This is a genomic window from uncultured Ralstonia sp. (assembly GCA_913056305.1).
Lineage (GTDB): Bacteria > Pseudomonadota > Gammaproteobacteria > Burkholderiales > Burkholderiaceae > Ralstonia.
In genome coordinates this window covers 1-25437 of record CAJXMR010000056.1, presented here as the reverse complement: position 1 = coordinate 25437, position 25437 = coordinate 1, and the positions used below count along the sequence as shown (strand labels likewise).

The window sequence follows — 25437 nt, the reverse complement described above, 5'->3', positions numbered from 1 at the left end:
ATCCCGCATCGATGCGCATCCTGCTGATTGAAGACGACCGCGCCATCGCCAGCGGTATCCATGCCGGCCTCACGCAGGCAGGCCATCGTGTCCATGCCGTGCATGACGGCGTGTTTGCCGCCGAGCAGCTCAACCGGCAAACACACGACCTGGTGATCCTCGACCTCGGCCTGCCGGGCATCGACGGCATGACGCTGCTGTCGCAATACCGTGCGCGCGACCGCAGCACGCCGGTACTGATCCTGACCGCGCGCGACAGCCTGCAGGACAAGGTCGACGGCCTCAACGCCGGCGCCGACGACTACCTGCTCAAACCGTTCGAGATGCTGGAGCTGGTGGCGCTGGCCTTCGATACCGGCGCGGAATGGGTGCCGCGCGCGCTGGCGCACGGGCTCGATCTCGGTTTCGAAGCCTGGCCGCAGGAAGCGCGTTCGGCCGCGCCGCTCGGCGCGCCGGTGCTGGCCAATGCCGTCTTGCTGCACGAGGCCATCGGCAACCTGCTCGACAACGCCGTCAAGTACGTGCCCTCAGGCGGACGCGTGACCTTGCGCGCGGGCATCGACGCCGATGCGGCTTCGCGCTGGTGGGGGGTGGTGAGTGTGGAAGACAACGGCCCAGGCATCGCCGCCGACCGGCGCGAGGATGTATTCCAACGCTTCTTCCGAGGCGATGCCGATCATCGTCCGGACCAGCCGCCAGGCAGCGGCCTGGGCCTGGCCATCGTGCACGACATCGTGCGGTTGCACGGCGGCACAGTCGCCATCGACGACGCGCTCGCGCGCGACGGCGGCCGCGTGATGCGTTTCGTGCTGCGCCTGCCGCTGGTGGTTGACGCGATCTAGGGCAGCGTCGCTGCCTTATTTCTTCCCGGGCGGCGCCAGCATCGTGCCGCGGCACTTCTTCGCGCCACAGTGGCAGGCGAACTGTGCCTTCAACGCCTTGGTCTGGCGGCCTTCGATCACCAGGCCGTAGTCGTAGAACAGCTCTTCACCGGGTTCGATATCGCGCTTGGCGTGGATGAAGACACGCCCATCCTTCTCGCGTGCCTCGCAGTTCGGCTTGCAGGCGTGGTTGATCCAGCGCGCGCGGTTGCCGCCGAATTTGGCGTCGATCACGCTGCCGTCTTCCAGGCTGAAGTAGAACGTGTGGTTCGGGTCGGTGGGGTCGTGCGGGTGGCGGCGCAGCGCCTCCTTCCACGAGATGTGCTCGCCCTTGTATTCGATGATCTTCTTGCCCTTCGCGATGGTCGTCACGGCATACACGCCGCGGCCGTGCACGCCCGATTCGCGTACCTCGATGCGGTCGCGGCGGCGCAGGTTGGCCGGGGCTTCCGGTGCTTCCGGTGCTTCCGGCGTCGGCGAAGCAGTGTCCAGGTCTTGGGCGGCGGCGGAAGAACGTGGCATGGGGCAGGCGAAGGTGAACAGCGAACGTCGATCAACGAAGGCGTGAGCCTACACCAAAAGCATGGCGCCTCGACACCTGCCGCCACATGCCAGACCAGGCGCAATGTGGATAACCCAGCCTGCAACTGTGGATAACTACCGGGAAAGCCTGTTCGCTGTCTGTGGCTCCCCTGTCGATGGCACGGGAACAACTTGTGCACTTGCCGACAGGGGGTGGCACAAGACCCCCGACTCATCCACGCGAGGGCACACCCTGTCCGGTCGGTTTTGCTTGCAACAAGTGCCTGAAGCCAAAGCGCTTTTTCCAGTTATCCACAGAAACAGGGCGACGTTATCTACTACTACTACTTGTATACATAAAGAAAAAGGTAAACCCATCGATCGACTGCCGTCGATCTCATCAACTGTGAGCGAACCACGGAAGAACCCTACCCCGTTGTCTCGGAATCGATGTGATGTGATCACCGCGTAATGCAAGCGCCATGCGGGTTTGCGGAACCTGCGCATACGGTGTCGTTACAAAGCACACATGCCGGCGCGCAGCGCATGCCGGTATCATGTCGCCCTTGGAGCCATCCCCCGGGGGCTCTGCTGTGTGTTTTATCTACTCTTGAAGGGAGTCAAGCAATGACGAAAACTGAACTGATCGACGCCATCGCCAGCGGTGTAGACGGTCTGACCAAAGCGAAGGCTGAGCAGGCACTGAACGTGACGCTGCAAGCCATCATGGAATCCGTTGGCAAGGGTGACGCGGTCAGCCTGATCGGCTTTGGCACCTTCAGCCAAGGCGAGCGCGCCGAGCGCATGGCCCGCAACCCGCGTACCGGCGAAGAGATCAAGGTCGAAGCCGCCAAGACCGTCAAGTTCAAGGCCGGCCAGAAGTTCAAGGACGCCGTCAACGCCTAAGCGTTGGCCATCGCGGCGCAGACCAGGGTTAGACTGGTCCTGACGCCGTCGACGTGGCATGCCACCGCCAGCGTGTTTGATCCGCGGCACTGGCATACCACGTCGGAGGGTCGATCTGACTGACCCGTACAGAATCTCCGCCCTGCATGTCCCGCCCTGCCCTGCGCGTTCTGCGCATCCTGCTTCCGCTGTTGTCGATGGCCCCGGTGCTCTGGATGGCCGGCTGCACCACGCCGCCTGCACGCCCGCAGGCCGAGCCGCTGCCCGACAACGAAGTGGTGGCGACGCGCCCCGGCGCCACCCCGCGCGAGAAGATGATCGAGATCGCGCTGACAGAGTGGGACCGCTGGGGCCGGCAGGTCGTCCACGTGGGGCGTGACGATACGTATTGCGTGACCGGCGGCGGCTTTCCCGACCAGCCACAAGGCCGCTGGCTGACCGTCGGTGAACCGGCCCAGGCCGCCGGTGACGATGATGCCGGCAGCGACATGCCGGCTGCCAAGCCCTTGGCCAACGTGCCCGTCACCCCTGCCGCGACACCGCCCACGCCCTGTCTGCGCTATCCCGACGGCACCGGCGGCGAAGCCACCGCACGCGGCTGCAGGCTGGCCAAGCGCTATTGGGGCATCGTCGGCAAGGAGCCGACCTGCCAGCAGCTGACCACCGGCGGCTGGGCATGGTCGGCCGTGTTCATCTCGTGGATCATGCGCAAGGCGGGCCTTGGCAACGACCAGTTCCTGACCGGCGCCACCCACGCCGAATACGTGACCGACGCGCGCGACCACCTGCTCCGGCACCCGGCCTTCAAGCTCGAACGCACCCCAGCCGTGCCTCGCCCCGGCGACCTGATCTGTACCGCGCGCGGCGCCGACCGCTTCATGTCCGACCCCGCTGAGATCCGCTTTGGCATGACGCCCATGCACTGCGACCTCGTGGTCGAGGTGGACCTGCAGCGCCACGAGGTCAAGTCGATCGGCGGCAACGTGCAGCAATCGGCCTCGATGAGCATCACCGAACTCAACGACGCCAACCAGCTCGACCCGTACACCAACTCGGTGATGCAGTGGCTGGTGATCCTGCGCAACCAACTGCCCTGACAATCGAAGTCTGTAACGGCATTTGACGTTCGGCGCCAGTTCATTAACATGTGAACAACAAAGGCGCCGGCACTGGGACTGGCGCCACGACCAGGAGACAGGTCATGACGGTGCTATCGCTTTCCCCCGATGCCCCCGATACCGGACGGGACATCCAGGCCCATCGCCCCGCCTGGTGCGGCCCGCGCGAATGGGCCGCACGCGTGAAGCTGGCGGCGTGCTACCGCATCTTTGCGCACCTCGGCTGGACCGAGCTGATCTACAACCACATCACGCTGCGCCTGCCACCTGAGGACGGCGCGAGCGATACAGGCGGCCCGCATTTCCTGATCAACCCATTCGGCCTGACCTATGCCGAGGTGTGCGCGTCGAACCTGGTGAAGATCGACCTGCACGGCAACGTGCAGCGTGTCGCCGGCCAACCCGACTGGCCAGTCAACCCCGCCGGCTTTACCGTGCATGCGGCCATCCATGCCGGCATTCCCGGCGCGCACTGCGTGATGCACACCCACACCACCGCCGGCATGGCGGTCGCGTGCGCGCGCGATGGCCTGTCGATCAGCAACTTCTACGCCGCGCAGCTGCACGGCAAGGTCGCGTATCACGACTTCGAGGGCATCACCGTGCATGCCGATGAAGGCCCGCGCCTGGTGCGCAACATCGGCGACAAGCCCGCCGTCATCTTGCGCAACCACGGGCTGCTGGCGTGGGGCGATTCGATTGCGCGGGCGTTTGCCGTGCTGTGGCTCCTAAATCGTGCCTGCGAGATCCAATTGGCCTCGACGTCGATGGGCCCGGTGCTGAATATCCCCGACGCCATCGCGCGCAACTGCACGCGCGATTCACTGCAGTTCAACCCGAACTTCGGTGCTGGTGAAGACGTGTTCGCGGCACTCACGCGCACCATCGACCGCATCGATCCTTCCTACCGTTCCTGAGCAAGACATGACCCGAATCTGCATCGTGGGCGCCGGCGCTGTCGGCGGGTATCTGGGCGCCAGGCTGGCGCTGGCCGGCGAGTCCATCAACGTGCTGGCGCGTGGCGCCACGCTGGAGGCGCTGCAGACCAAAGGCCTGCGCCTGACCGAAGACGGCGCAACGCACACCGTGCCCGTGCGCGCGAGCCACGACGCGCGCGCATTGGGCGTGCAGGACCTGGTGATCGTCGCCGTCAAGGCACCGGCCATGGAGAGCGTGGCACAAAGCATCGTCCCGCTGATCGGCGCCGACACCTGCGTGGTGGTGGCGATGAATGGCGTGCCGTGGTGGTTCTTCGATCGGCCTGGGCCCCTGGAAGGCCAGCGCTTGCAGGCCGTCGATCCGCACGGACACATCGCTCAAGCCATCCCAACGAAGAACGTGCTCGGCTGCGTGGTGCACCTGACGTGCTCGACGGCGTCGCCGGGACACGTGCGCCACGGCTTCGGCCGCCGACTGATCCTCGGCGAGCCTGTCGGTGGGTTATCCAACCGTCTCGAAACCATCGCGGCGCGCCTTGAGCGTGCCGGCCTGCAGATCGAACGCAGCGATGCCATCCAGCGCGACATCTGGTTCAAGCTGTGGGGCAACATGACGATGAACCCGGTGTCGGTGCTGACCGGCGCCACCTGCGATCGCATCCTCGATGACCCGCTGGTCGCCGCCTTCTGCCTGGCGGTGATGGACGAAGCGAAGACGATCGGCGCGCGCATCGGCTGCCCGATCGTGCAAAGCGGCGAAGAGCGCAGCGCGGTGACGCGCCAGCTCGGCGCGTTCAAGACCTCGATGCTGCAGGATGCGCAAGCCGGACGCGGCCCGCTGGAGATCGACGCGCTGGTGGCGTCGGTGCGCGAGATCGGCCAGCACGTGGGGGTGCCGACCCCGCAGATCGATGCGTTGCTGGGTCTGGTGCGCTTGCACGCCCAGACCCGGGGGCTTTACTGAGGGTGTGGCTTACGGCGCCAGCGCAGGATGCTTCAGCGCATGCGCCGTTTCGATCCACTGGGCGTGGAACGCGGCGGCATCGCGCTTGAGGCCAAGCTCGCCGTTCTGGTAGGCCATTGCCAACGCTTGCACGGCTTCGGGCAGTTCGTGTTCGGCGGCTTCCTCATACAACGCCAATGCACGTGCCTCGTCACGCGGCACACCATCGCCGTCACGGTACGCGTTGGCCAGCATGAACATCGCAGCGGGGATGTCGTGGCGCGCAGCCCGGTCGAACCAGTGCGCGGCCTGCGCGGCATCCGCTGCCGTGCCGTAGCCGCTGCGAAACATCACGCCGAGGTAGTACGCCGCCGGCGCATCGCCCTGGTCGGCGGCCCGGCGTAGCAGACGCAGCGCGCGCGGATAGTCGCGCGCCACATCGCCCGTGCCGAGCAGCAGCGCCTTGCCGAGCGCGAGCTGCGCTCGCATATCCCCCCCGCCGTCGCGCGGTTCAGCGGCGGTTTCCAGCCAGCGCTGGCCTTCTCCGCGCAGCGACGGATCGTGCGCGCTCAACAGCGCCTCGCCCAACGCCGCTTGCGCCGGCGCCGAGCCGTTGCGCGACAGTCGACGCAACTGGCCCAGTGCGCGCGGCTCCAGCGCCTGCACCACCATCGCACGCCAGCTTTCGATCTGGGTGGCATCGACGGTGGCGGCGTGGCGCGTGCCGAACAGCCACCCACCCACCGCCACGGCCACCGCCAGCGCGGCGGCGCCCGTCAGCAATGGCACCGACTGCGAGGCCGGCTCCGCCGACGAGACCGACGATGAAGCGGCCGGCGCACCGGCCCATGCGGAACGAAACGAAGGCATGGCCGGCTCCCCTTACTGCGTCAGGTCGATCTGGTACGTGGCCAGACCCTTGCCGCTGCCATCATCGGCGGCGACCTGCGTGATGTTGTTGAGGCCGGCCGCATTCGCATCGGCAATGTGACCAGGCGCCGACGAGAACTGCACCAGCGCCGACGAGCTCGCCAGCTTGGTGAAGCGCCAGCTACGCTGCGAGCCGTTGGTGACGCGCGTGACGCTGCCGAGCTTCTTGATGTAGGCGATCAACACATCGCGGTTGGCATCCGGCGAGGCGTAGATGGTCTTGCTGCCGTCGAGGCCCGGGAAGTTGCCGCCGCCGCTGGCGCGGTAGTTGTTGGTGGCGACGATGAACTGGCCCGCCGGGTCGATCGCCACGCCCTTGTACAGCAGGTTCTTGATGCGGCTGCCCACGGCTTGCGTCACGTCGATCTCATAGGACAGATCCGGCGAAGTGAACATGTCGAAGTTGTAGCCGGGGAAGCTGCTGATGAGCTTCTGCACCGTCGCGCTGGTCGGGTCGATGGTGTTGAAGCGCTTGGCCGCTGTCTCCAGCCAGTTCTTGATGTCCGCCCCGCTCACCTTCACCGCGTAGATCGTGTTCGGGTACAGGTACAGGTCGGCTGCGTTGTTGATCGCCAGCGGGCCGGCGGCTACGTCGGTGTAGTCGGTGCCGCCGCCAAAGCCGCTCTTGAACGGCGCGCTCACCGACAGCACCGGCAGCGACGCATACTGCGGCAGGTTGGCCTGGATGTAGGTCGACACGTAGTCGGCCTGCGCCTGGTTGACGATCTCGATCGCGGTCGGGTCGCCCACGTCGGCAAAGTAGCTGCTCATGTGGAAGTCGGTGCTGCCGATTGGCGTCTTGACGTAGCTGATGGTGGCCTGGTGCTCGGCGTTGATGGCCGCCGACACGGTCGGGTCGGCTGCCACGTAGGTCTTGTCGGGGTTCTGGATCGAGCGCGCTTCCACCGTGGTCTGGGTCTTGTCGACGCTCCAGTGGGTGCCGTCAAAGGCCAGGCCCAGCTTGATCACGCCCAGGTGCTTGCCCCAGAAGTTGGCCATCACGGTCGGCACGCCATTCACCGTGCCCTTGACCTTGTCCACGCCCGGCAGGTTGAACTGGGCAACGGTGCTGGTGGCGTTCGGGAACAACTGGTGCGAGTGCCCGATCAGCATCGCGTCGATGCCCGGCACGGTGGCGAGCCACCAGCTGCCGTTCTCCATCGTCGGCGAATAGGCGGAGTTGTCCAGCCCGCCGTGCGAGATGGCGACCACGATGTCTGCGCCGGCGGCGCGCATCTCGGGGATGTACTTGGCCGCGGTCTCCTTGATGCCGACCGTGTAGACCTTGCCGTCCAGCCAGCGCTTGTCCCACGCGGTGATGGCCGGCGGCGTGAAGCCGATGATGCCGACCTTGACCGGCGCGGTGATGGTGCTGCCATCCGGCGCGGTGGCCGTCACGGTCTTGGTGAGGATGGTGTAGGGCTGGAACAGCGGCGCGTTGGTCTTCGCGCTCATCACGTTGGCCAGCACCTGCGGGAAGTTCGGGCCCGCGCATTTGGTCTGCGCCGACGGGTCCGGCAGGCCGCCCACGTTGAAGGTGTTGCCCGTGACCTGCGACAGGTACGGCAGGCCGTAGTTGAACTCGTGGTTGCCGATGCCGCCGCCGTCGTACTTGGCGGCGTTCATCACCTTGTAGATCGCCAGCGTCTGGCCGCAGGCGATGGGGCTGACCATGGCCTGGTAGTCCGACAGCGCGGTGCCCTGGATGGTGTCGCCGTTATCCAGCAGCAGCGTGTTGGGGAATTGCGTGCGGGCCTGCGCGATCAGCGTCGACACCCGCTCGAAGCCGAGCGAATTGTCGGCCGCCAGCTTGAAGTAGTCGTACGACAGCACGTTGGTGTGCAGGTCGGTGGTTTCCAGCACAGCCAGCGTGGCCTTGGTGCCGGTGGGCGCCACCGATGCGGCAGGCGTGGTGGACGAAACGGAGGTCGGGGCATCATCGCTGCCGCCGCAGGCGGCAAGCGAAAGGGACAACAAGACGGCAGCCGGCAAAGCGGCAGCCGTCGACGACAGTCGGACTCGCATGAACTTCTCCCTGATTGTTTTTGGTGTGCGGACTACGGGACTGCAGACTGCGGAAGACGCGCGTGCGCAATCGATTGCCATCGTTTGCGCAACGCGGAAGGACAACGGACTGGGCCGGGGGGCTCAGAGCCAGCGAGTATCGAAACGGCGCGTGACGGCGCCGTGAACGCAGAGTGACAGTTGCGCGTCGCCCGTCAGCTTTCCAAAAGGTCCGCCAGTCGGGCGTCTCCGCCGGATGGGCGACCGGCGCGGGCAAAAAAACCAAGACGCTTCGTCAACAACGTTAGAATGAGCCCATTTTTCCGCGTAGCCGTTCTATGTCCCAGAAGAAAGCGCCGCTGTTCGAGATTCGCAGCGGCACCGTCGATGCCCTGCTGCTGTCGCCGCGCACCGCCGACATGGACGCCCTCGCCGCCGAGCTCACGCGCCGCTTTGCCGACACGCCGGAGTTCTTCTCCAACGACGTGATCGCCATCGACGTGCGCCGCCTGGCCGAGGACGAACGTCTGCCCCTCGACCGTCTGGTGGAGACCCTGGGCACGCTGCGTGCCCGCGCGATCGGCGTGGTGGCCAGCCCCGAGCAGGCCGAGTGGGCCCAGGCCTTCGGACTGCCGCTGCTGGATAGCCATGGCCGCCGCCCGCGCGGCGAGAAAGACGGCAAGGACACCGACGCCCAGTTCGCGGAAGACGCGGCCCAGGCCGCGCCCGCCGTCGAGGCACCCGCACCGGCACCGGCAGCATCCACCCCACCCCCGGTTGAAGCCGCGGCCACGCAGCCCGGCACGATGATCATCGACCGCCCCCTGCGTTCCGGCCAGCGCATCTACGCGCGCGGCGACCTGGTCGTGCTCGACCTGGTGAGCGACGGCGCCGAGGTGATCGCCGAGGGCAACATCTACGTCTATGCCTCGCTGCGCGGCCGCGCGCTGGCAGGCGTCAAGGGCAACCTCGATGCACGCATCTTCTGCACGTGCCTGGAGCCCCAACTGATTTCCATCGCCGGCATCTACCGCACCGGCGAAACCCCGTGGCCGGAAGCCTTTGCCAGCAAGCCTGCGCAGATCCGGCTCGCGGACAACACGCTGGTTCTCGAACCGTTGCGGATGAAGTAACACGCTGCATGCGTGCCGAGCGATTTAACTGACCGATCTACGAGCCATGACCAAAATCATCGTTGTCACCTCCGGCAAGGGCGGCGTCGGCAAGACGACCACCAGCGCGGCGTTCTCCGCCGGCCTCGCGCTGCGCGGCCACAAGACCGCCGTGATCGACTTCGACGTCGGCCTGCGCAACCTCGACCTCATCATGGGCTGCGAGCGTCGCGTGGTGTATGACCTGATCAACGTGATCCACGGCGAGGCCAACCTGAACCAGGCCCTGATCAAGGACAAGAAGTGCGAGAACCTGTTCATCCTCCCCGCCTCGCAGACGCGCGACAAAGACGCGCTCACGCGTGAAGGCGTCGAGAAGGTGATCGAGGGCCTCAAGGAGATGGGCTTCGAATACATCGTCTGCGATTCGCCGGCCGGCATCGAGTCGGGCGCGCTGATGGCGATGTACTTTGCCGACGAAGCCATCGTCGTGACCAACCCGGAAGTGTCGTCGGTGCGCGATTCGGACCGCATCCTGGGCATCCTGTCGTCCAAGTCGCGCCGCGCGGTGGAAGGCAAGGACCCGATCAAGGAACACCTGCTGCTCACGCGCTACAACCCGAAGCGCGTGTCGGAAGGCGAGATGCTGTCGCTCTCCGACATCCAGGAGATCCTGCGCATCAAGCTGATCGGCGTGATTCCGGAATCGGAAGCCGTGCTGCAGGCGTCCAACCAGGGCCTGCCGGCCATCCACCTGGAAGGCTCCGACGTGGCCAACGCCTACCATGACGTGATCGACCGCTTCCTGGGCAAGGACAAGGAGCTGCGCTACGTCGAATACAACAAGCCGGGCTTCCTGCAACGCCTGTTCGGCGGCAGCAAATAAGGAGACGCACATCCATGTCGATTCTGTCTTTCCTGCTGGGCGAGAAGAAGAAGACTGCGAGCGTCGCCAAGGAACGCCTGCAGATCATCCTCGCCCACGAACGCACCGGCGGCGGTGCGCCTGCTGACTACCTGCCCGCGCTGCAGCGCGAGCTGGTGGCCGTGATCTCGAAGTACGTGAAGATCGGCAACGACGACATCAAGGTCAACCTCGAGCGCCAGGACAACCTGGAAGTGCTGGAGGTCAAGATCGAGATTCCGCAGGCCTGAGCCTGTGAAATAAGCCTGAGCCTCGTCGTTACCTGACGCGGATGATGCGGCCCGCCGGCGTTTCCGGCGCGGCCGGCATCGGCCCCACATAGGCCGCGCGCGGGCGGATCAATTGCCCTGCCGCGCGCTGCTCCAGCGCGTGCGCGATCCAGCCGGCCGTGCGCCCCGCCGCAAACAGGCCAAAGGCGGCGCCCTCGCGCAAGCCAAGCACGCGCCGCAAGGCCACCAGCGAGAAGTCCACCGACGGCCCGTCGCCGGTCAGGCCGGCCACGGCATCGATCACGGATTGCAGCCGCCTGCGCACCGCGCCCGTCTTCGGCAGCCGGGCCAGGATGGCCAGCGCGCGCGGATCGGCTTCCCGATACAGCGGATGGCCGAAGCCGGGCAGCGCATCGCCACGGTCCAGGCGCTGACGCAGTGCGCTCGTCACGGACCGCTCCCCTTCCAGCTCGCAGAGCAGCGCTTCAACGCGCGCGGTGGTGCCGCCATGCCGGCCCCCGGTGAGCGCAGCCAGTCCCGCACTGACCACCGCCCCCAGGCTTGCGCCTGTGGAAGCCACCACGCGTGCAGCGAAGCTCGACGCGTTGAACTCGTGATCGGCGCATAGCACCAGCGCCACGCGGATGGCCTCGGCGGCCTGCGCATTGACACCCCACGCCTGCTGGCATTGCAGGTGCACCGGCGCAGCATCGGGCGCGCGGCCCAGCATGGCGGCAAACACCAGGCGCAGCAGCGCGCCGGCATCGCGTGCGGTGCGGACGGCGTCTTGCCGCCACGCGGCTTCGTCCAGCGCGGGCAAGGCGAGCGTGCACAGCGCCATGCAGCGCTGGCGGATGTCGGCATCAGACAGCGAAGCCAGTGCCGCATACCAGCTCTCGGGCAGCACCGGCGCGGGCGCGCTAAAGGCGGCTGCCTCGTCGCATTGCCACAGCCGCGCGGCAACAGCTTCCAGCGTGGCGTGCTCGGCCAGCTCGACCGCCGGCATGCCGCGATAGAACAGCCGCCCGTGGTCGATCAGCGTGATGGACGATTCCATCACCGGCAGGCCCCAGTCCAGCGCGTGGCGCACCACCTGGCGCGGGCGCCGTCCGCCCGCACGCTGATCGGCCAGGCGCGCCACGTCGGCCTCGCGGTAGCGGCTGCCGCGTCCGTCGGGCGACGGGTAGGCGGCCAGCAGCCCGCGGCTCACGTAGGCGTACAGCGTCGGGCGCGAGACGTGCAGGCGCCGGGCGGCTTCAGTGGCGTCGAGGTAGGTGGGCATGCGGGGAGCGTGCAGTGTGGCGCGATGGCCGTCGAGGTTGATCAGTCTAGTCAATGTTGACGCTATCGACAGCGCGGGTCTGTAATGCGGTCACCTTCTTCTGAGGAGCCCTGCCATGCCGTCTACCGCTGTCGATCGGGTCGATTCTCCCGCTGGACCCGTTGCTCCCGCCGATGCCCTGGCCCACCTGTGGAGCGTGCTTGGCCAGCCGGCCGACGCGCTGTCACGCGTCACGCTCACGGGTGCCGACCCGGCGCTGCCCTCGTCGTTTGCGGTGGGCACGCTGGCGCAGAGCACCATCGCCGCCGCCACGCTGGCCGCGGCCCAGGTCGATACGCTGCGCACCGGGCGCCGGCAGACGGTGTCGGTCGACATGCAGCACGCCGCGCTGGAGTTCCGCTCCGAGCGCTACTTCCGCGTCGACGGCCAACAGCCGCCCGACCCGTGGGACAAGATCGCCGGGCTGTACCGCTGTGGCGACGGGCGCTGGGTGCGCCTGCATACCAACTTCCCGCATCACCGTGACGGCGTGCTGCGCCTGCTGGGCTGCGCGTATGACCGTGACGCCGTGGCCGCTGCCCTGGCCGGCTGGCAGGCTGAAGCCTTCGAGGATGCGGCGGCCGCGGCCGGCATGGTGGTGACGGCCGGCCGCACGTTCGACGAGTGGGACCGCCACCCGCAAGGTATCGCCGTGGCGGGCCTGCCGCTGATGACCATCGAGCGCATTGGTGACGCACCGCCCGAGCCGCTACCCACGCATGCCGATGGCCGGCCGCTCGCCGGCGTGCGCGTGCTGGACCTCACACGCGTGATTGCCGGCCCCGTGTGCGGCCGCACGCTGGCCGCGCATGGCGCAGACGTGCTGCTGATCACCGCGCCGCACCTGCCCGCCATTCCACCGCTGGTGATCGACACCGGCCGTGGCAAGCGCTCCGCCCAGCTCGACGTGCGCAACGCCGCCGATGCTGACCAGCTGCGCGCCCTATTGCGCCGCGCCGACATCTTCGTGCAGGGCTATCGGCCGGGCGGTTTGGCGACGCTGGATTTCAGCCCCGAGCAGGCCGCGGCGCGGCGCCCGGGCATCGTCTACGTGAGCTTGAGCGCGTATGGCCATGTCGGGCCATGGGCCAGCCGGCGCGGCTTCGACTCGCTGGTGCAGACCGCCAGCGGCTTCAACTGGGCCGAAGCCGATGCGGCGGGCGAGGCCAAGCCGCGCCCCCTGCCCGCCCAGGCGCTGGACCATGGCGCCGGCTACCTGCTGGCCGCCGGTGCCATGGCCGCACTCGCCCGCCGCATGACCGAGGGCGGCAGCTGGCATGTGCGCGTGTCGCTGGCGCAGACGGGGCGCTGGCTGCGCAGCTTCGGCCGGGTGCCGGGCGGCCTCGCATCGCCCGATCCGCGCTACGAAGACCTCGGCGCGTACCTCGAGACCACGCCTTCGGGCTTCGGCACGCTCACGGCGCTGCGCCACGCCGGGCAGCTCTCCGACACGCCGCCGCACTGGACGCTGCCTGCCGTACCGCTGGGGACGCACGCCGCGCGGTGGTAGCATTCGCGCCTACCGTCTGTTACCGCCGTTGTTGCGCCTGATGTTCCGGGCGCACATGGCCCGTCCATGCTCAGCTATCGTCACGCCTTTCACGCCGGCAACCATGCCGATGTCCTCAAGCACGCCATCGTGGTGCAGTTGCTCGACCACCTGACGCAGAAGGACAAGCCGTTCTGGTACATCGACACGCATGCGGGCGCCGGCCTCTACGCGCTCGACCACGAGTGGGCCCAGAAGAAGGCCGAGTTCGAGACCGGCATCGGCCCCTTGTGGCGCGCCGCCGCCGCGGGTGAGCCGATGCCCGCGCTGCTCGATGCCTACCTCGGCCAGGTGCGCGAGCTGAACCCGAAGGGCGAGCTCAAGCGTTACCCCGGATCGCCGTGGCTGGCGTGGCAGATGCTGCGCGATGCCGATCGCCTGCGCCTGTTCGAGCTGCACAGCACCGAGATCAAGGTGCTGTCCAACAATTTCCGTGGCGCCGGCCGCCGGGTCATGCTGTACGACGGCGACGGCTTTGACGGGGTCAAGGCGATCCTGCCGCCGCCGCCGCGCCGCGCGCTGGTGCTGATCGATCCGTCCTTCGAAGACAAGAAGGACTACGTGCGCACCGTGCAGACCCTGCAGGACGGCCTGCAGCGCTTTGCCATCGGCACCTATGCGATCTGGTATCCGCAGGTGCAGCGGCGCGAATCGGTGCAATTTCCGGCCCGCCTGAAGCAGTTGCGGCTGACCGACTGGCTGCACGTGACGTTGACGGTGAAGCAGCCGGTGGCCGGCGGCCTGGGCCTGCACGGCAGCGGCATGTTCATCGTCAACCCGCCGTGGACGCTCAAGGCACAGTTGGCAGAGGCCATGCCCACGCTGGTGCGTCTGCTCGGCCAGGACGGCGCGGCCAAGTTCACGCTGGAAGGCGAGTCGAGCTGAGACGTAGGCCACCCAGGCCCATGTCACTGCCCTGCCACGCGCGCGTGGTACGAACGCAGAACGCAAACGTATTCTTGAACGATGCCCGCCATCTGCGCGGCGGGCCGCACCGGATCGGCAGGAGCATGAAGCATGGGTGAGCGCGAAGTTGAATTGCAGGCGCGCCTGCGGGAAGACCTCATCGACAGCTGGGACGAAGAGCTGGAGATGGAGATCGACGACCACATCCTCGACGGCGAGGCTGACAATGCCGAAGCGCGCGAGGCCCGGCGCCTGTACTTCCGCGAGCTGTTCCGCCTGCAGGGCGAACTGGTCAAGCTGCAGGACTGGGTGGTCCAGACCGGCCACCGGCTGGTGGTGATCTTCGAGGGGCGCGATGCGGCCGGCAAGGGCGGCGCCATCAAGCGCATCACCCAGCGCCTGAACCCGCGCGTGTGCCGCGTGGCCGCCCTGCCTGCGCCCACCAGCCGCGAGCGCACCCAGTGGTACTTCCAGCGCTACGTCGCGCACCTGCCGGCCGCCGGCGAGATCGTCCTGTTCGACCGCAGCTGGTACAACCGCGCCGGCGTCGAGCGCGTCATGAACTTCTGCACCGACGCGGAATACGAGGAGTTCTTCCGCTCGGTGCCCGAGTTCGAAAAGATGTTGGTGCGCTCCGGCATCCAGATCCTCAAGTACTGGTTCTCGGTGACGGACGAGGAGCAGGAAGCGCGCTTCGAGGCCCGCATCAAGGACCCGCTCAAGCAGTGGAAGCTCAGCCCGATGGACCTCGAAAGCCGCCGCCGCTGGGAGGCTTACACGAGCGCCAAGGAAGTGATGCTGGAGCGCTCGCACATTCCCGAATCGCCGTGGTGGGTGGTGCTGGGCGACGACAAGAAGCGCGCGCGCCTGAACTGCATGCAGCACCTGCTGAGCCAGGTGCCGTACCAGGAGGTAGCGCATCAGCCGGTGGTGCTGCCCGAGCGCGTGCACCACGCGGAATACATCCGCCACCCGGTGCCGGACGAGATGATCGTGCCCAACCGGTATTGAGGCGACGCCGGGCACCGACCAACGAACAACGGGCCCCGGCCCTACACCGTCGGCCGCACCTCGAACCCGGGCGGCGTCGGCTCATCCTCGCCCGAGGCGGTGTCGAGCTGGGTCACCTGGGCCGCGTCGGGCCCTTCCCACATCCACTCCCGCATGCGCAGCACGGTGGTCTCGGGGCCGGACAGGAACGCCTCGACCGCCCCGTCGCGCCGATTGCGCACCCAGCCACGCAGGCCCAGGGCGCGCGCCATGTCGGCGCAGGCGGCCCGGTAGCCGACGCCCTGGACGCGGCCCTGTACGGTGACGATCACACGAAGCGTGGCGGACGTGGTGGACATAGGGGATGGCCGGACGGCGCCGGCAATCGTTGGCGTTGGGTGAACGTTGGCGAAAACATGACAAACCTGCGCTGTCGCATCCGTGTCACATTTCTGGAATGTGACGCGGGCAGACTGACAACCGCGCGGCTAGGTCTGGCGTTACGCAAGGTAAACTAGGCGGCTTGCCGCCGGGTGCCAAGCGTCACACGCGGCGCACCCGATTGAACCCTGGCTTGAAAGCCCTCCGTCCCGGTCTTTCCAATGCAGCAAAACGACAACGAAACCACGATCCGGGGCCCCTTCAGCGTCAACTTCGGCAGCCTGTTGACGGCGCCGCCCAACCGCTTCGACCTGGCGCTGCTGCCCATCATCCTGGCGGCCATCGTGCTTGTGGCCTTTGCTGCCAAGCAGATGAACGTGCCCTACACGCCCGGCGAGACGCAGTTGGACGTGAGCCTGGACGTGGTCCAGCTGCCCTACTACCTGCTGCGCACCAGCATTCGCATGCTGCTGGCGCTGGCCGCGTCGTTGGCGTTCTCGTTCGCCTTTGCCGCCATCGCCTCCAAGAACCGCACCGCCGAGAAGGTGATGGTACCGGCGCTGGACATCCTGCAGTCCATCCCCGTGCTGGGCTTCCTGTCGATCACGGTCACGGGCTTCATCGCGCTGTTCCCGGGCAACCTGGTGGGCGTGGAGTGCGCGGCCATCTTCGCCATCTTCACGTCGCAGGCGTGGAACATGGCGTTCTCGCTCTACCAATCGTTCCGCACCATCCCGACCGACCTGGAAGAGGCGGCCACGGTGTTCCGCCTGTCCAAATGGCAGCGCTTCTGGCGCCTGGAAGTGCCGTTCGCCATGCCGGGCCTGCTGTGGAACATGATGATGTCGATGTCGGGCGGCTGGTTCTTCGTGGTGGCCTCGGAAGCCATCTCGGTGTCGGGCCACGACATCAAGCTGCCAGGCATCGGCTCGTATATCTCGCTGGCGATCCAGCAGCAGAACCTGCACGCCATCGGCTGGGCCATCCTGACGATGCTGATCGGCATTCTGCTGTACGACCAACTGCTGTTCCGCCCGCTGGTTGCGTGGGCAGACCGCTTCCGCTTCGATGCGATGTCGTCGGAGCGCGAGCCGCAATCGTGGCTGCTGGACCTGCTGCGCCGCTCGGAGTGGGTCAAGGCGCTGCTCGAGCGCACCGCCGCGCTGGCCGAGCGCACGCTGTCCTGGGGCGCCGAGCGCACGCGGCCGAAGGCCTCCACCAACAGCAACGGCTTTGCCCGCTTCCCGTGGTGGAACCGGGTGGCCGACGTCATCATCATCCTGGCCGCGCTGGCGGCGCTTGTGCACATCCTGCAGTTCGTGCGCTCCGAGGTGGGCTGGGGCGAGGTCGGCCACGTGCTGTGGCTCGGCTTCCTGACCATGACGCGCGTGATCCTGCTGATTGCGCTGGCCGCGCTGATCTGGGTGCCGATCGGCATCCGCATCGGCCTGAACCCGAACGTGGCGCGCGTCGCCCAGCCGGTGGCGCAGTTCCTGGCGGCGTTCCCGGCCAACCTGATGTTCCCGCTGGCGGTGATGCTCATCGCGCGCTTCTCGCTCAACCCGGAGATCTGGTTGAGCCCGCTGATGATTTTCGGCACACAGTGGTACATCCTGTTCAACGTGATTGCTGGCGCGACGGGCATCCCGACCGAGCTGAGACTGGCCGCGCGCAACTTCGGCCTGCGCGGTTGGCTGATGTGGAAGCGCTTCCTGATCCCGGCCGTGTTCCCCAACCTGCTCACGGGCCTGGTGACGGCCGCCGGTGGTTCGTGGAACGCCAGCATCGTGTCCGAATACGTGACGTGGGGCGACCGCACGCTGGTGGCCACGGGCCTGGGCAGCTACATCGCCGAGATGACCTCCAAGGGCGACTTCCCGCGCATTGCGCTGGGCATTGTGGTGATGAGCCTGTTCGTGGTCGGCTTCAACCGGCTGCTGTGGAACCGGCTGTATGACATCGCGCAAGAGCGCACCCGCCTGTAAGACGATTTTTGTAGAGAACTCAACATGGCCACCAACGGCACCAACAGCCAAAGCGCCGAAAGCGTCATCGAGCTGCGCGGCGTCTCGAAAATCTTCCGCACGGCAGACCACACCGACCGCTCGGTGCTCGAAGGCGTGGACCTCAACCTGCGCGAGGGCGAGATCGTTGCCATGCTGGGCAAGTCCGGCTCGGGCAAATCGACCTTGCTGCGCATCATGGCGGGCCTGGTGCGCGCGGATCGCGGCCAGGTGCTGTTCCGCGGGCGCGAATACGCCGGCCCGGTGCAGGGCATCGCCATGGTGTTCCAGTCGTTCGCGCTGTTCCCGTGGCTGACCGTGCAGCAGAACGTGGAGCTGGGCCTGGAAGCGCAAGGCGTGGCCAAGGCCGAGCGCGAAGAGCGCGCCGAGCAGGCCATCGACCTGATCGGCCTGTCGGGCTTCAACAGCGCCCTGCCGCGCGAACTGTCGGGCGGCATGCGCCAGCGCGTGGGCATTGCGCGCGCCCTGGTGACCGAGCCCGACCTGCTGCTGATGGACGAAGCGTTCTCTGCCCTGGACGTGCTCACCGGCGAGAACCTGCGCGACGAAATGCTCGACCTGTGGGAAGGCCGTCGCACCAAGACCAAGGCCATCCTGATCGTCTCGCACAACATTGAAGAGGCCGTGATGATGGCCGACCGCATCGTCATCCTCTCCAGCGACCCGGGGCGCATCCGCGCCGAGGTGCGTGTGCCCTTCGCGCGCCCGCGCAATCGGGATTCCGCCGCCGTGCGCAACCTGATCGATGAGGTGTACGGCCTGATGACCACGCCCGAGCGCGTGGGCGTGCGCGTGGGCGCCGAGGCCGCCGCCGAGCAACTCGCCTACCGCCTGCCGGAAGCCGAGATCGGCCAGATGGAGGCCATCCTGGACCTGCTGGTGGAAGCGCCCTTCAACGGCCGTGCCGACCTGCCGCACCTGGCCGAAGAAGCCGGCGTGACCGACGACGACCTGCTGCCCGCCTGCGAAGCGCTGGCCCTGCTGCAGCTGGCCACGCTGGAGCGCGGCGACATCATCGTCACCCCGTTCGGCAAGACCTACATGGAAACCGAGCCGCCCGAGCGCAAGGTGCTGTTCGGCCAGAAGCTGCTGGAGCAGGTGGCCCTGGCCGCGCACATCCGCACCGAGCTCGACACCAACGAAGACGGCGAGATTCGCGAAGCACACGTGCTGCGCGAACTGGAGGCCTACCTCAAGCCCGAGGAAGCCGAGCGCGTGCTCAAGATCGCCATTGAATGGGGCCGCTACGGCGAGGTGTACGAGTACGTGTACAACACCGGCATGCTGATCCTGCCGCGCGAGGAGCGTGAAGAGCGGGAGGCGGAGGAAGGTGGGGATGGGGCGGCGGCGGCCTGAGGCCAGCCCTAGTGGTTGTTCACGCAGAGAAGAAAGAGCCGCATGATGCGGCTCTTTTCATGTTCACGCGTGCGTTCCTGCGCGACGCGACAGCCGCCCGCTGCCGGCCGCCTCTTGCCATCCAATCTCTTGCCCTCGAAGAAGCGTCATGCCGAACCGGCTTCGGTCAGTCGCTGCGGCTAGCGAGCGGTTGCTGACGCAGTCGGCCAACAGCCTGCCCGTGGTTAGTGCCCGACCGGTCCGGATACGTACTGCCCCCTTGCCCCGAAGGTCGGGCGCTTGACCCCAGAGACAGTCCTGAGAGGCATTGGGTAAGCGACCGCCGTGATGGCACCCGTGACGCCATCGAGCAATTCGAGGCTGGTCGCGACAGGTATCGGGCTCGACGGGAAGACCTGCCGAATCAGCGGGCGGACCGCGCTGCGGCTTTCGGTGATCGCAGGGAAGTCCAGTGACGCCGACACGCCAGGCGCGAGCACGACTTCGATGATGGCGGGTTTGCCATCGGGCCCAATGATCGTCCGGTCGTCCGCATCGACAAAACTCAGTTCCACCCTGATCGGATCTGGCAGGGCGACGGCATCTTGCGGATATGCCGTGGCGCTAAAGCGTGCGGTTCTCCCCCGCTCCAGCACGAACAGGCCAAAGCGCGAGGTGGGGCAGGATGCGTCGGTCGGTGATATCGGGTAACACGGGTCTGGCGGAGTGGCGACCTTCATGACCCGGCTGACGCCATCGAAGATTTCCGCACTGAGCATCGGTGAGCACCCCGCAGACAGTTGCGGCGGGATCTGTCGCACCAGTGGCCGCACTGCGATGCGATTGCCGATACCGACGGCACGGCTAGGCGCGACAAACTCAAGCGATTCTGTCGAGCCTGGTGCGATCGTCACACGTTCGCGATAGGGCTGCCCCCCTTCCTCGTTGACGAGAGGACGACCGTGGGCATCGACGAAGCTCAGTTCGAACTGACACGGCGTCACCATCTCACTCACCTGCGCCGGGCCACTGGCCACGGTCAGACGCATGACTTCTCCAGCAACGACACCGGTCATCCCGAACACGCCGTTGATGCCACCACTAATGGTGGCCGCACCGACACTCGTAGATAGGACAACCATGACATTGCAAGCGAGAAACAAGGGGAGCGAGCGCGCCCTCTTCTTCAAAGTCAGCCTGTTCTTCTTTGTTGAATCGTCACGACCCAAAAATCGGCAGCGCATTGGCGCGGCCGAAACCACGCGGGGCGCTTCAAGCCTGAGATTCGTGGTCCTGGCTCCCGGGCCGCTGCGCTCACTCCAGCGACTGGAGCATGGCTCGATTGAATGCACTGCTATCCATGCCGCGCCTCGGCACGCTGTGCCTCCGCAAGCGCCCGTTCTCGCAAGATTCGCTCCAATGTCGACACTGCAAGCGTTCAGGGGCTCACGGTCGTCGCGGGAAGGGATTGCGGGCACAACCTGTTTCAGGGCTGTAACAGTGCGACTGGACAACGAGGTCCTTATGGGTGATACCCCGATGGCCACGATGGCGAGAATCGAAGCAAAGCTCGCAGAGATGGCGCAAGGTCAGCTGAAAGAGGTGTCACCCAAGTCAGTCCCATGGCAATTCAATAGAATGTTGGGAGGCAGACATCCATCGACGGTTGGTGCACGAGCAGTACTTATGTGCTCTTGGGGAGAGTGACGTATCGTGAGCAATGCGAAACCGGACGCGCGGCGCACGCTTCTCACCGAGAAAGCTGCGCTCAGCAGGGCGCTACGCCTGAGCGTGCCGCCCGAGGCCAGGCCCGCGCCGGTGAACCGGAAAGACTGGCTCCGGCAGAGGAAGGAGCAATTGCAGGCTGCCCGTGCCGCTGCCAAGCAACGGCGCGATCAACTCAGGGCCGAAATCCTGTCGGCCGCGCAGGATGTTGCCCGAGAGGAGCGTGTTGCCGCACGCCTGGAAGCTGACCGCCTCAAGGCAGAAGCCAAGACCGCAAGCGTGCACGCAAGGGAAGACGCACGCGCTGCCGCCAAGTTCGAGCACGGCAAACCCACCCGCGCACCGTCAAAGCGCAAGGCGCTTGGCACGGGCAAACGCAAACTGATCTCGTATGCGGATCTGCTGCGCATGCGTGGGTGATCTGGTGGAGGTTCGAGGGGGCGGACCGGTCGACCGTGTACTCGCCTTCATCGCCTTCGTGGTTGCCCCCTTCATTGCTCCCCAAGTCTCGGCCTACCCTCCGTTGGCCGAGCCTGAAGCGATCACCTCTACCGAGCGGTCGCGCTTGTGCGTGGCGATCTGCCACGTGTTCCCCCACCCGTCTCTGACCATGGCGCGCCGATCGCCATACGGCATGTCGGCCGGCCGTTCGAGTGAGACCGCATTTGCCGCAATCGCTCGCGCATAGGTCGCATCCGTGTCCGCCACATAGACGTACAGAAACGCTGGGGCCAGGTCGCGCAGGCCACCGCCATCACTGACCATCAAGATGGAGTCCCCGATCCTGATTTCGGCAGGCCGTCCGGGATGGAATTCGCCCTGCGCCTGAAAGACCGTCTTGATGAAGGTCACCAGGCCCTCCGGATCGCGCACGACGATTCGGGGCGTAACGGTATGCCATCCGTCCGGCTGGAATGTGACCATGGCGCACGTCCTCAGAGGAGACTCGTCAAGCGATTGTGGCCTGATGGCGGGCTGTCCGCAAAGGGTTGCGGATTCAACTGGCTGCTGCGCATGGATCAAGCGTGGCTCCTTCGCTCGGGCGCAACGGCCTTGCGCGAATCGGCAGGCAGCGGCAACCACTGGGCACAGCTCGGTCAGATGAACGGGCATTATGGGGTGCGGCTGCCAGCCGGTTTTCGATCACCGGGCCGCATGGCCGATACTGCGAGGTTTTCCTATACTCGACCAGGCAAATCCGGGCATGAATCAGTACTAAAAAATGTATGGTCTGCCCCGGTCTTGCAAGCTGTCTTTGCCGACGTCAGAAGAACGTTTTGCGTCAATGTATCCGGCCTACAGTTGGGAACGCTGGCTCCCGGCCTTGATGGAATCCGCGCGCGCCTTGCCTCATAAAGCGTTCAGTCACGGAAGACTGCTTTTTTAGCCAGGCTAAAGGCGCGCCGGTCAACGGTTCTGTCATCAACAACTACGGCTCGCAAAAACAAGACGGTGTGACTTCCTTCGGAGGTTCGATGGTGCTCAGGTGGTCATCGGCGCATTCGGAAACGGTCGATACTGTTCGCCGCTAACGAGCACCTTCCAGCAGATGCGGGCGATCTTATTCGCAAGAGCGATCAGCGCGACGTGTGGGTGGCTGCGCTTCTCAATTTCCTGGAGCCATTGCCCCATACGAGATCGCTCACGCTTCATGTGGATCATCAGCGCACGCGCCCCCTGGATCAGGAGCATGCGCAAGTAGCTGTTGCCTCGCTTGCTGATGCCACCGAGATTTGACTTGCCACCGGTCGAGTACTGTTTGGGCACCAGTCCAAGCCACGCAGCAAGGTCGCGCCCCTTGCCGAACGCTTGGCCGCTACCGATCGCGGCGACCATGGCGCTTGCAATGATGGGACCGACCCCAGGCACGGTGGTGGCGCGCCGGCACAACTCGGAGTCTCTGGCAATCTCATGGATTTCGGCGGAAACCGAATCGATCTCCTTGTCGAGCCCTTGCCAGCGCTCCCGCAAGCGCTGCAAGAGCTGGCGCATCCTTATCGACAAGCCGTTCTCTGCACCTTCCAGAATGCGCGGCAAGCTACGTGCGAACAAGGCACGCCCGACGGGGATCACGATGCCGTGCTCGAGAAGCAAGGCACGCATCTGGTTCACGACAGCGGTACGTTCGACGATGAAGCGCTGCCGGACACGATGAATGGCTTGCATCTCCAGCTGGTCGGTCGACTTGAGTGGCACTGTTCGCATGGTGCCGCGACTGGCGGCCTCGGCGATCGCCTCGGCATCGTTGAAGTCGTTCTTGTTCGACTTCAGGTAGGGCTTCACGAACTGGGCCGGGATCACGCGCACCGTGTGTCCGGCACTCTGGAAGCGACGTCCCCAGTATTGCGAGCCAGGACAAGACTCCATGGCGACGATGCACGCAGGTGCCGTGACGGCAAACTCCGCGAGCTGGGTGCGATTGAGCTTCTTGCGAAACAACGGATGGCCCCGATCGTCCATCGCAACGAGGTGGAACCAGTTCTTGCCGAGATCGATCCCGATGACGCGAACAGCTTCATTGCTCATGGTGGCCTCCCGTTAGAGGAACCCAGTATGCCGGTGTTCGGCAGGAGGGGCAGACCATTCCATTAAGCAGGGGGGCACGCCATGCAGGCAGCCAAGAGGTACCCGTTCCGTATTGCACTGCTCATCATGCTCGGCTGCTTTGCAAATGCCGGACACGCGCAAGTCGCGCAAGCCGCGCGAATCGAGGTGATCCCGATCCCATCCGTCACGCTGACAGATCAGGAGTTCCTTGCCGGCCGCGAAGATGGCAAGCCAGTCACGGTGGCTGGCGAACTCCGGCTCCCCCGGGGTGGCACCGATCGGCTTCCGCTCGTCATCCTGCTGCACGGCTCTGGTGGGGTTCTCGGCTACGTTATGGACTGGGAGCAGGATTTTCTGTCGATGGGCGTGGCAACGTTTGTCATCGACAGCTTCTCGAGTCGGGGCATCGTCAACACAAACAGCGACCAGTCTCAACTCGGTCGCCTGGCGCAAACCGAAGACGCCTACCGTGCGCTCGGAATTCTGTCAAAGCACCCCAGAATTGATCCGACCAAAGTGATGCTCATGGGATTTTCGCGCGGAGGACAAAACGCGCTTTACGCGAGCATGAAGCGCTTCCAACGGATGCACGCGCCGCCGGGTGTCCAGTTTGCGGCCTACACGCCTTCTATCCGGACTGCTCCAACACGTATCTCGAAGACGAAGACCTCGTTGCCAGGCCCGTGCGAGTCTTTCATGGCGCGGCTGACAACTACGCTTCCATCGTGCCATGCCGCGCATACGTAGCGCGCCTGCAAGCGAAGGGCAACGACGTTCAACTCATGGAGTACGCCGGCGCGAATCATGTCTTCGATTGGCGGGCGCTCAAGCAGCCGCAGCAAATGCCGCAAGCGCAAACCACACGAAACTGCCGGACTGTGGAGGTTGAACACGGGCTGCTGATCAATGCCAGGACCAGGCAGCCGTTTACGTACGGCGATTCATGCATCGAGCGCGGGACGACCGTCGCGTACGACGAAAGCGCGGCGGCCAAGGCCAGAAAGACGGTGAGCGAGATTGTGGCAGCCGTGGTCAAGCCCTAGCGTCGTTTGCGGAGGGCGCTGCATGCGTACGAGCGCACACCTGAAGGTCGTCATCGCACTCGCGACCGTTCTTGCCGGATGCGGTACCACGCCGCTGGGCAACCCGCAGCTGCTGGCGTTCTTGCAGGACGGCGCGACGACGCGCGAGGATGTCTACCTGCAGTTGGCAGAGCCCAGCGCCCCACGCCCTCCCCTCACTTCCACTGATGTAGGAATCTCTACAGCATTGCAGCAGTTATGACGGCCACCTATGCTGCCGTCATGACGACCTCCTCCGATTCCTGGCTCCTGCTGATCGTCAGCCTGCCGACCGCCAGCGCAACGGCGCGCATGCGGATCTGGCGCGCCATCAAGACACTCGGTTGCGCTGCCCTGCGTGACGGGGCCTACCTGTTGCCGGCGCATGCAGAGCTGGCCGCGCAGCTACGCATGCTGGCCGACGAGGCCGAGCAGGAAGACGGTCAGGCCTGGTTGCTGCGCGTGCAGGCCGACGCGGCGGCGGAAACGGGCGCCTACCGGGCCCTGTTCGATCGCACGCCCGACTACACCGATTGGCTCGCCGAGTTGTCGGAAGCGCGCAAGACGCTGCCCGAGCTGGCGGCCGCCGAGCGCAATCGCCTGCACCGCCGCCATGCGCGCGCCTACGAAGCCATTCGCCAGATCGATTTCTTCCCGAATGAGGCGTCCGTACGCGCCGCCGCGCAGTGGCGGGATTTTGCTGCCGCCATCCAGGCCATCCAGTCGCCCGGCGAGCCGCGCGCAGCCGACGGCAACATCCCCCGGCGCGACCCCTCCCAGTACCAGGGCCGCCTGTGGGCAACACGCCGCCACCTGTGGGTGGACCGCGTCGCCAGTGCCTGGCTGATCCAGCGCTTCATCGATCCGCACGCACGCTTTGCCTGGCTGGACAGCCCCGCCGATTGCCCTGCCGACGCACTGGGCTTCGACTTTGATGGCGCCACCTTCACGCACGTCGGCGAGCGCGTGTCGTTCGAGGTGCTGCTGGCGAGCTTCGGGCTGGACGACAACCACGGCCTCGCCCGGCTCGGCGCCGTGGTGCATGCGCTGGATGTGGGCGGCTCGACCGCGCCCGAAGCCAGCGGCTTCGAAGCCATCCTGGCCGGCGCG

26 protein-coding genes and 1 pseudogene are annotated in these 25437 nt (G+C 66.1%); 19 read left to right on the top strand and 8 right to left on the bottom strand.

Annotation, left to right across the window (positions count from 1 at the left end):
- Window positions 1–11: 11 nt before the first annotated feature.
- Both QZ609_RS26770 and QZ609_RS26765 read left to right on the top strand, forming a co-directional pair.
- A pseudogene (locus tag QZ609_RS26770) lies at window positions 12–341 on the top strand (response regulator); the annotation flags it as partial.
- Entirely contained in the window at window positions 324–842 is a 519-nt protein-coding gene (locus QZ609_RS26765; RefSeq protein WP_365901424.1) for an ATP-binding protein, read from the top strand. The pseudogene QZ609_RS26770 and the gene QZ609_RS26765, both read left to right, overlap by 18 nt.
- A 15-nt stretch (window positions 843–857) precedes the next feature.
- Here QZ609_RS26765 and QZ609_RS11675 read toward each other — a convergent pair whose 3' ends face one another.
- Entirely contained in the window at window positions 858–1403 is a 546-nt protein-coding gene (locus tag QZ609_RS11675) for an SET domain-containing protein-lysine N-methyltransferase (protein ID WP_295494471.1), read from the bottom strand.
- A gap of 627 nt (window positions 1404–2030) precedes the next feature.
- Here QZ609_RS11675 and QZ609_RS11670 point away from each other — a divergent pair.
- The 4 genes from QZ609_RS11670 to QZ609_RS11655 all read left to right on the top strand — a co-directional run bounded on the left by QZ609_RS11670 (window position 2031) and on the right by QZ609_RS11655 (window position 5329).
- Window positions 2031–2309, top strand: coding sequence for an HU family DNA-binding protein (locus QZ609_RS11670; RefSeq protein ID WP_004628548.1), 279 nt, complete (start codon window positions 2031–2033; stop codon window positions 2307–2309).
- A gap of 146 nt (window positions 2310–2455) precedes the next feature.
- Window positions 2456–3406 carry a DUF2272 domain-containing protein gene (locus QZ609_RS11665; RefSeq protein WP_295494453.1) on the top strand — a complete coding sequence of 317 codons (951 nt, stop codon included), beginning with the start codon at window positions 2456–2458 and terminating at the stop codon, window positions 3404–3406.
- Between the two features lie 104 nt (window positions 3407–3510).
- Complete coding sequence (locus QZ609_RS11660; RefSeq protein ID WP_295494451.1) at window positions 3511–4344, top strand: class II aldolase/adducin family protein; 834 nt, start codon at window positions 3511–3513, stop codon at window positions 4342–4344.
- A 7-nt stretch (window positions 4345–4351) separates the two neighbouring features.
- Entirely contained in the window at window positions 4352–5329 is a 978-nt protein-coding gene (locus QZ609_RS11655) for a 2-dehydropantoate 2-reductase (protein WP_295494448.1), read from the top strand.
- A 9-nt stretch (window positions 5330–5338) separates the two neighbouring features.
- Here QZ609_RS11655 and QZ609_RS11650 read toward each other — a convergent pair whose 3' ends face one another.
- Together QZ609_RS11650 and QZ609_RS11645 are read right to left on the bottom strand one after the other, a co-directional pair.
- Entirely contained in the window at window positions 5339–6178 is an 840-nt protein-coding gene (locus tag QZ609_RS11650; RefSeq protein ID WP_295494445.1) for a tetratricopeptide repeat protein, read from the bottom strand.
- Between the two features lie 12 nt (window positions 6179–6190).
- Window positions 6191–8263, bottom strand: a complete 2073-nt coding sequence (locus QZ609_RS11645; RefSeq protein ID WP_295494442.1) for a bifunctional 2',3'-cyclic-nucleotide 2'-phosphodiesterase/3'-nucleotidase — start codon at window positions 8261–8263, stop codon at window positions 6191–6193.
- Window positions 8264–8580: 317 nt separating this feature from the next.
- Between QZ609_RS11645 and minC the strand changes: the two genes are divergently transcribed.
- Genes minC through minE form a run of 3 tightly spaced genes read left to right on the top strand, consistent with a single transcriptional unit; the run spans window position 8581 to window position 10509 of the window.
- Window positions 8581–9375 carry a septum site-determining protein MinC gene (minC, locus tag QZ609_RS11640; RefSeq protein WP_295494440.1) on the top strand — a complete coding sequence of 265 codons (795 nt, stop codon included), beginning with the start codon at window positions 8581–8583 and terminating at the stop codon, window positions 9373–9375.
- Window positions 9376–9421: 46 nt separating this feature from the next.
- Complete coding sequence (gene minD / locus QZ609_RS11635) at window positions 9422–10240, top strand: septum site-determining protein MinD (RefSeq protein WP_295494438.1); 819 nt, start codon at window positions 9422–9424, stop codon at window positions 10238–10240.
- Between the two features lie 14 nt (window positions 10241–10254).
- Entirely contained in the window at window positions 10255–10509 is a 255-nt protein-coding gene (gene minE / locus QZ609_RS11630) for a cell division topological specificity factor MinE (protein WP_147214336.1), read from the top strand.
- 28 nt (window positions 10510–10537) lie between these two features.
- Here the strand turns inward: minE and QZ609_RS11625 are convergent, their stop codons facing one another.
- On the bottom strand, window positions 10538–11770 hold the full coding sequence (locus tag QZ609_RS11625; protein ID WP_295494476.1) for a citrate synthase family protein: 1233 nt from the start codon (window positions 11768–11770) through the stop codon (window positions 10538–10540).
- 115 nt (window positions 11771–11885) lie between these two features.
- On the opposite strand from QZ609_RS11625, the gene QZ609_RS11620 reads away from it, so the two are divergent.
- The 3 genes from QZ609_RS11620 to ppk2 all read left to right on the top strand — a co-directional run bounded on the left by QZ609_RS11620 (window position 11886) and on the right by ppk2 (window position 15275).
- A complete protein-coding gene (locus QZ609_RS11620) occupies window positions 11886–13319 on the top strand; it encodes a CoA transferase (protein WP_295494432.1) in 1434 nt (477 codons plus the stop codon).
- Between the two features lie 66 nt (window positions 13320–13385).
- On the top strand, window positions 13386–14243 hold the full coding sequence (locus QZ609_RS11615) for a 23S rRNA (adenine(2030)-N(6))-methyltransferase RlmJ (protein ID WP_295494429.1): 858 nt from the start codon (window positions 13386–13388) through the stop codon (window positions 14241–14243).
- Between the two features lie 132 nt (window positions 14244–14375).
- A complete protein-coding gene (gene ppk2, locus QZ609_RS11610; protein ID WP_295494426.1) occupies window positions 14376–15275 on the top strand; it encodes a polyphosphate kinase 2 in 900 nt (299 codons plus the stop codon).
- Between the two features lie 41 nt (window positions 15276–15316).
- Here ppk2 and QZ609_RS11605 read toward each other — a convergent pair whose 3' ends face one another.
- Window positions 15317–15613, bottom strand: a complete 297-nt coding sequence (locus tag QZ609_RS11605; protein ID WP_295494423.1) for an acylphosphatase — start codon at window positions 15611–15613, stop codon at window positions 15317–15319.
- A 243-nt stretch (window positions 15614–15856) separates the two neighbouring features.
- Here QZ609_RS11605 and QZ609_RS11600 point away from each other — a divergent pair, with 243 nt between their 5' ends.
- Window positions 15857–17620: an ABC transporter permease subunit gene (locus QZ609_RS11600; RefSeq protein ID WP_295494421.1), complete on the top strand. Its 1764-nt coding sequence runs from the start codon at window positions 15857–15859 to the stop codon at window positions 17618–17620.
- Window positions 17621–17644: 24 nt separating this feature from the next.
- Window positions 17645–19015 carry an AAA-associated domain-containing protein gene (locus QZ609_RS11595; protein WP_295494419.1) on the top strand — a complete coding sequence of 457 codons (1371 nt, stop codon included), beginning with the start codon at window positions 17645–17647 and terminating at the stop codon, window positions 19013–19015.
- Window positions 19016–19239: 224 nt separating this feature from the next.
- Here the strand turns inward: QZ609_RS11595 and QZ609_RS11590 are convergent, their stop codons facing one another.
- The gene (locus tag QZ609_RS11590; RefSeq protein WP_295494417.1) at window positions 19240–20043 is read right to left on the bottom strand and encodes a hypothetical protein; all 804 of its coding nucleotides are present in this window, start codon (window positions 20041–20043) and stop codon (window positions 19240–19242) included.
- A gap of 664 nt (window positions 20044–20707) precedes the next feature.
- Between QZ609_RS11590 and QZ609_RS11585 the strand changes: the two genes are divergently transcribed.
- On the top strand, window positions 20708–21139 hold the full coding sequence (locus tag QZ609_RS11585; RefSeq protein WP_295494414.1) for a hypothetical protein: 432 nt from the start codon (window positions 20708–20710) through the stop codon (window positions 21137–21139).
- 93 nt (window positions 21140–21232) lie between these two features.
- Here QZ609_RS11585 and QZ609_RS11580 read toward each other — a convergent pair whose 3' ends face one another.
- Entirely contained in the window at window positions 21233–21643 is a 411-nt protein-coding gene (locus tag QZ609_RS11580) for a VOC family protein (protein ID WP_295494411.1), read from the bottom strand.
- 558 nt (window positions 21644–22201) lie between these two features.
- Window positions 22202–23245 (bottom strand): IS110 family transposase, encoded by a 1044-nt coding sequence (locus QZ609_RS11575; RefSeq protein ID WP_295494408.1) that lies wholly within the window; start codon window positions 23243–23245, stop codon window positions 22202–22204.
- 81 nt (window positions 23246–23326) lie between these two features.
- On the opposite strand from QZ609_RS11575, the gene QZ609_RS11570 reads away from it, so the two are divergent.
- From QZ609_RS11570 to QZ609_RS11555, 4 genes are all read left to right on the top strand, one after another.
- The gene (locus QZ609_RS11570; protein WP_295494406.1) at window positions 23327–24013 is read left to right on the top strand and encodes a hypothetical protein; all 687 of its coding nucleotides are present in this window, start codon (window positions 23327–23329) and stop codon (window positions 24011–24013) included.
- Window positions 24014–24048: 35 nt separating this feature from the next.
- A complete protein-coding gene (locus QZ609_RS11565) occupies window positions 24049–24309 on the top strand; it encodes a hypothetical protein (RefSeq protein WP_295494404.1) in 261 nt (86 codons plus the stop codon).
- A 22-nt stretch (window positions 24310–24331) separates the two neighbouring features.
- A complete protein-coding gene (locus QZ609_RS11560) occupies window positions 24332–24550 on the top strand; it encodes a hypothetical protein (protein ID WP_295494403.1) in 219 nt (72 codons plus the stop codon).
- 20 nt (window positions 24551–24570) lie between these two features.
- Window positions 24571–25437, top strand: an 867-nt coding sequence (locus QZ609_RS11555) for a chromate resistance protein ChrB domain-containing protein (RefSeq protein WP_295494400.1), incomplete at its 3' end; no start/stop codon positions are given.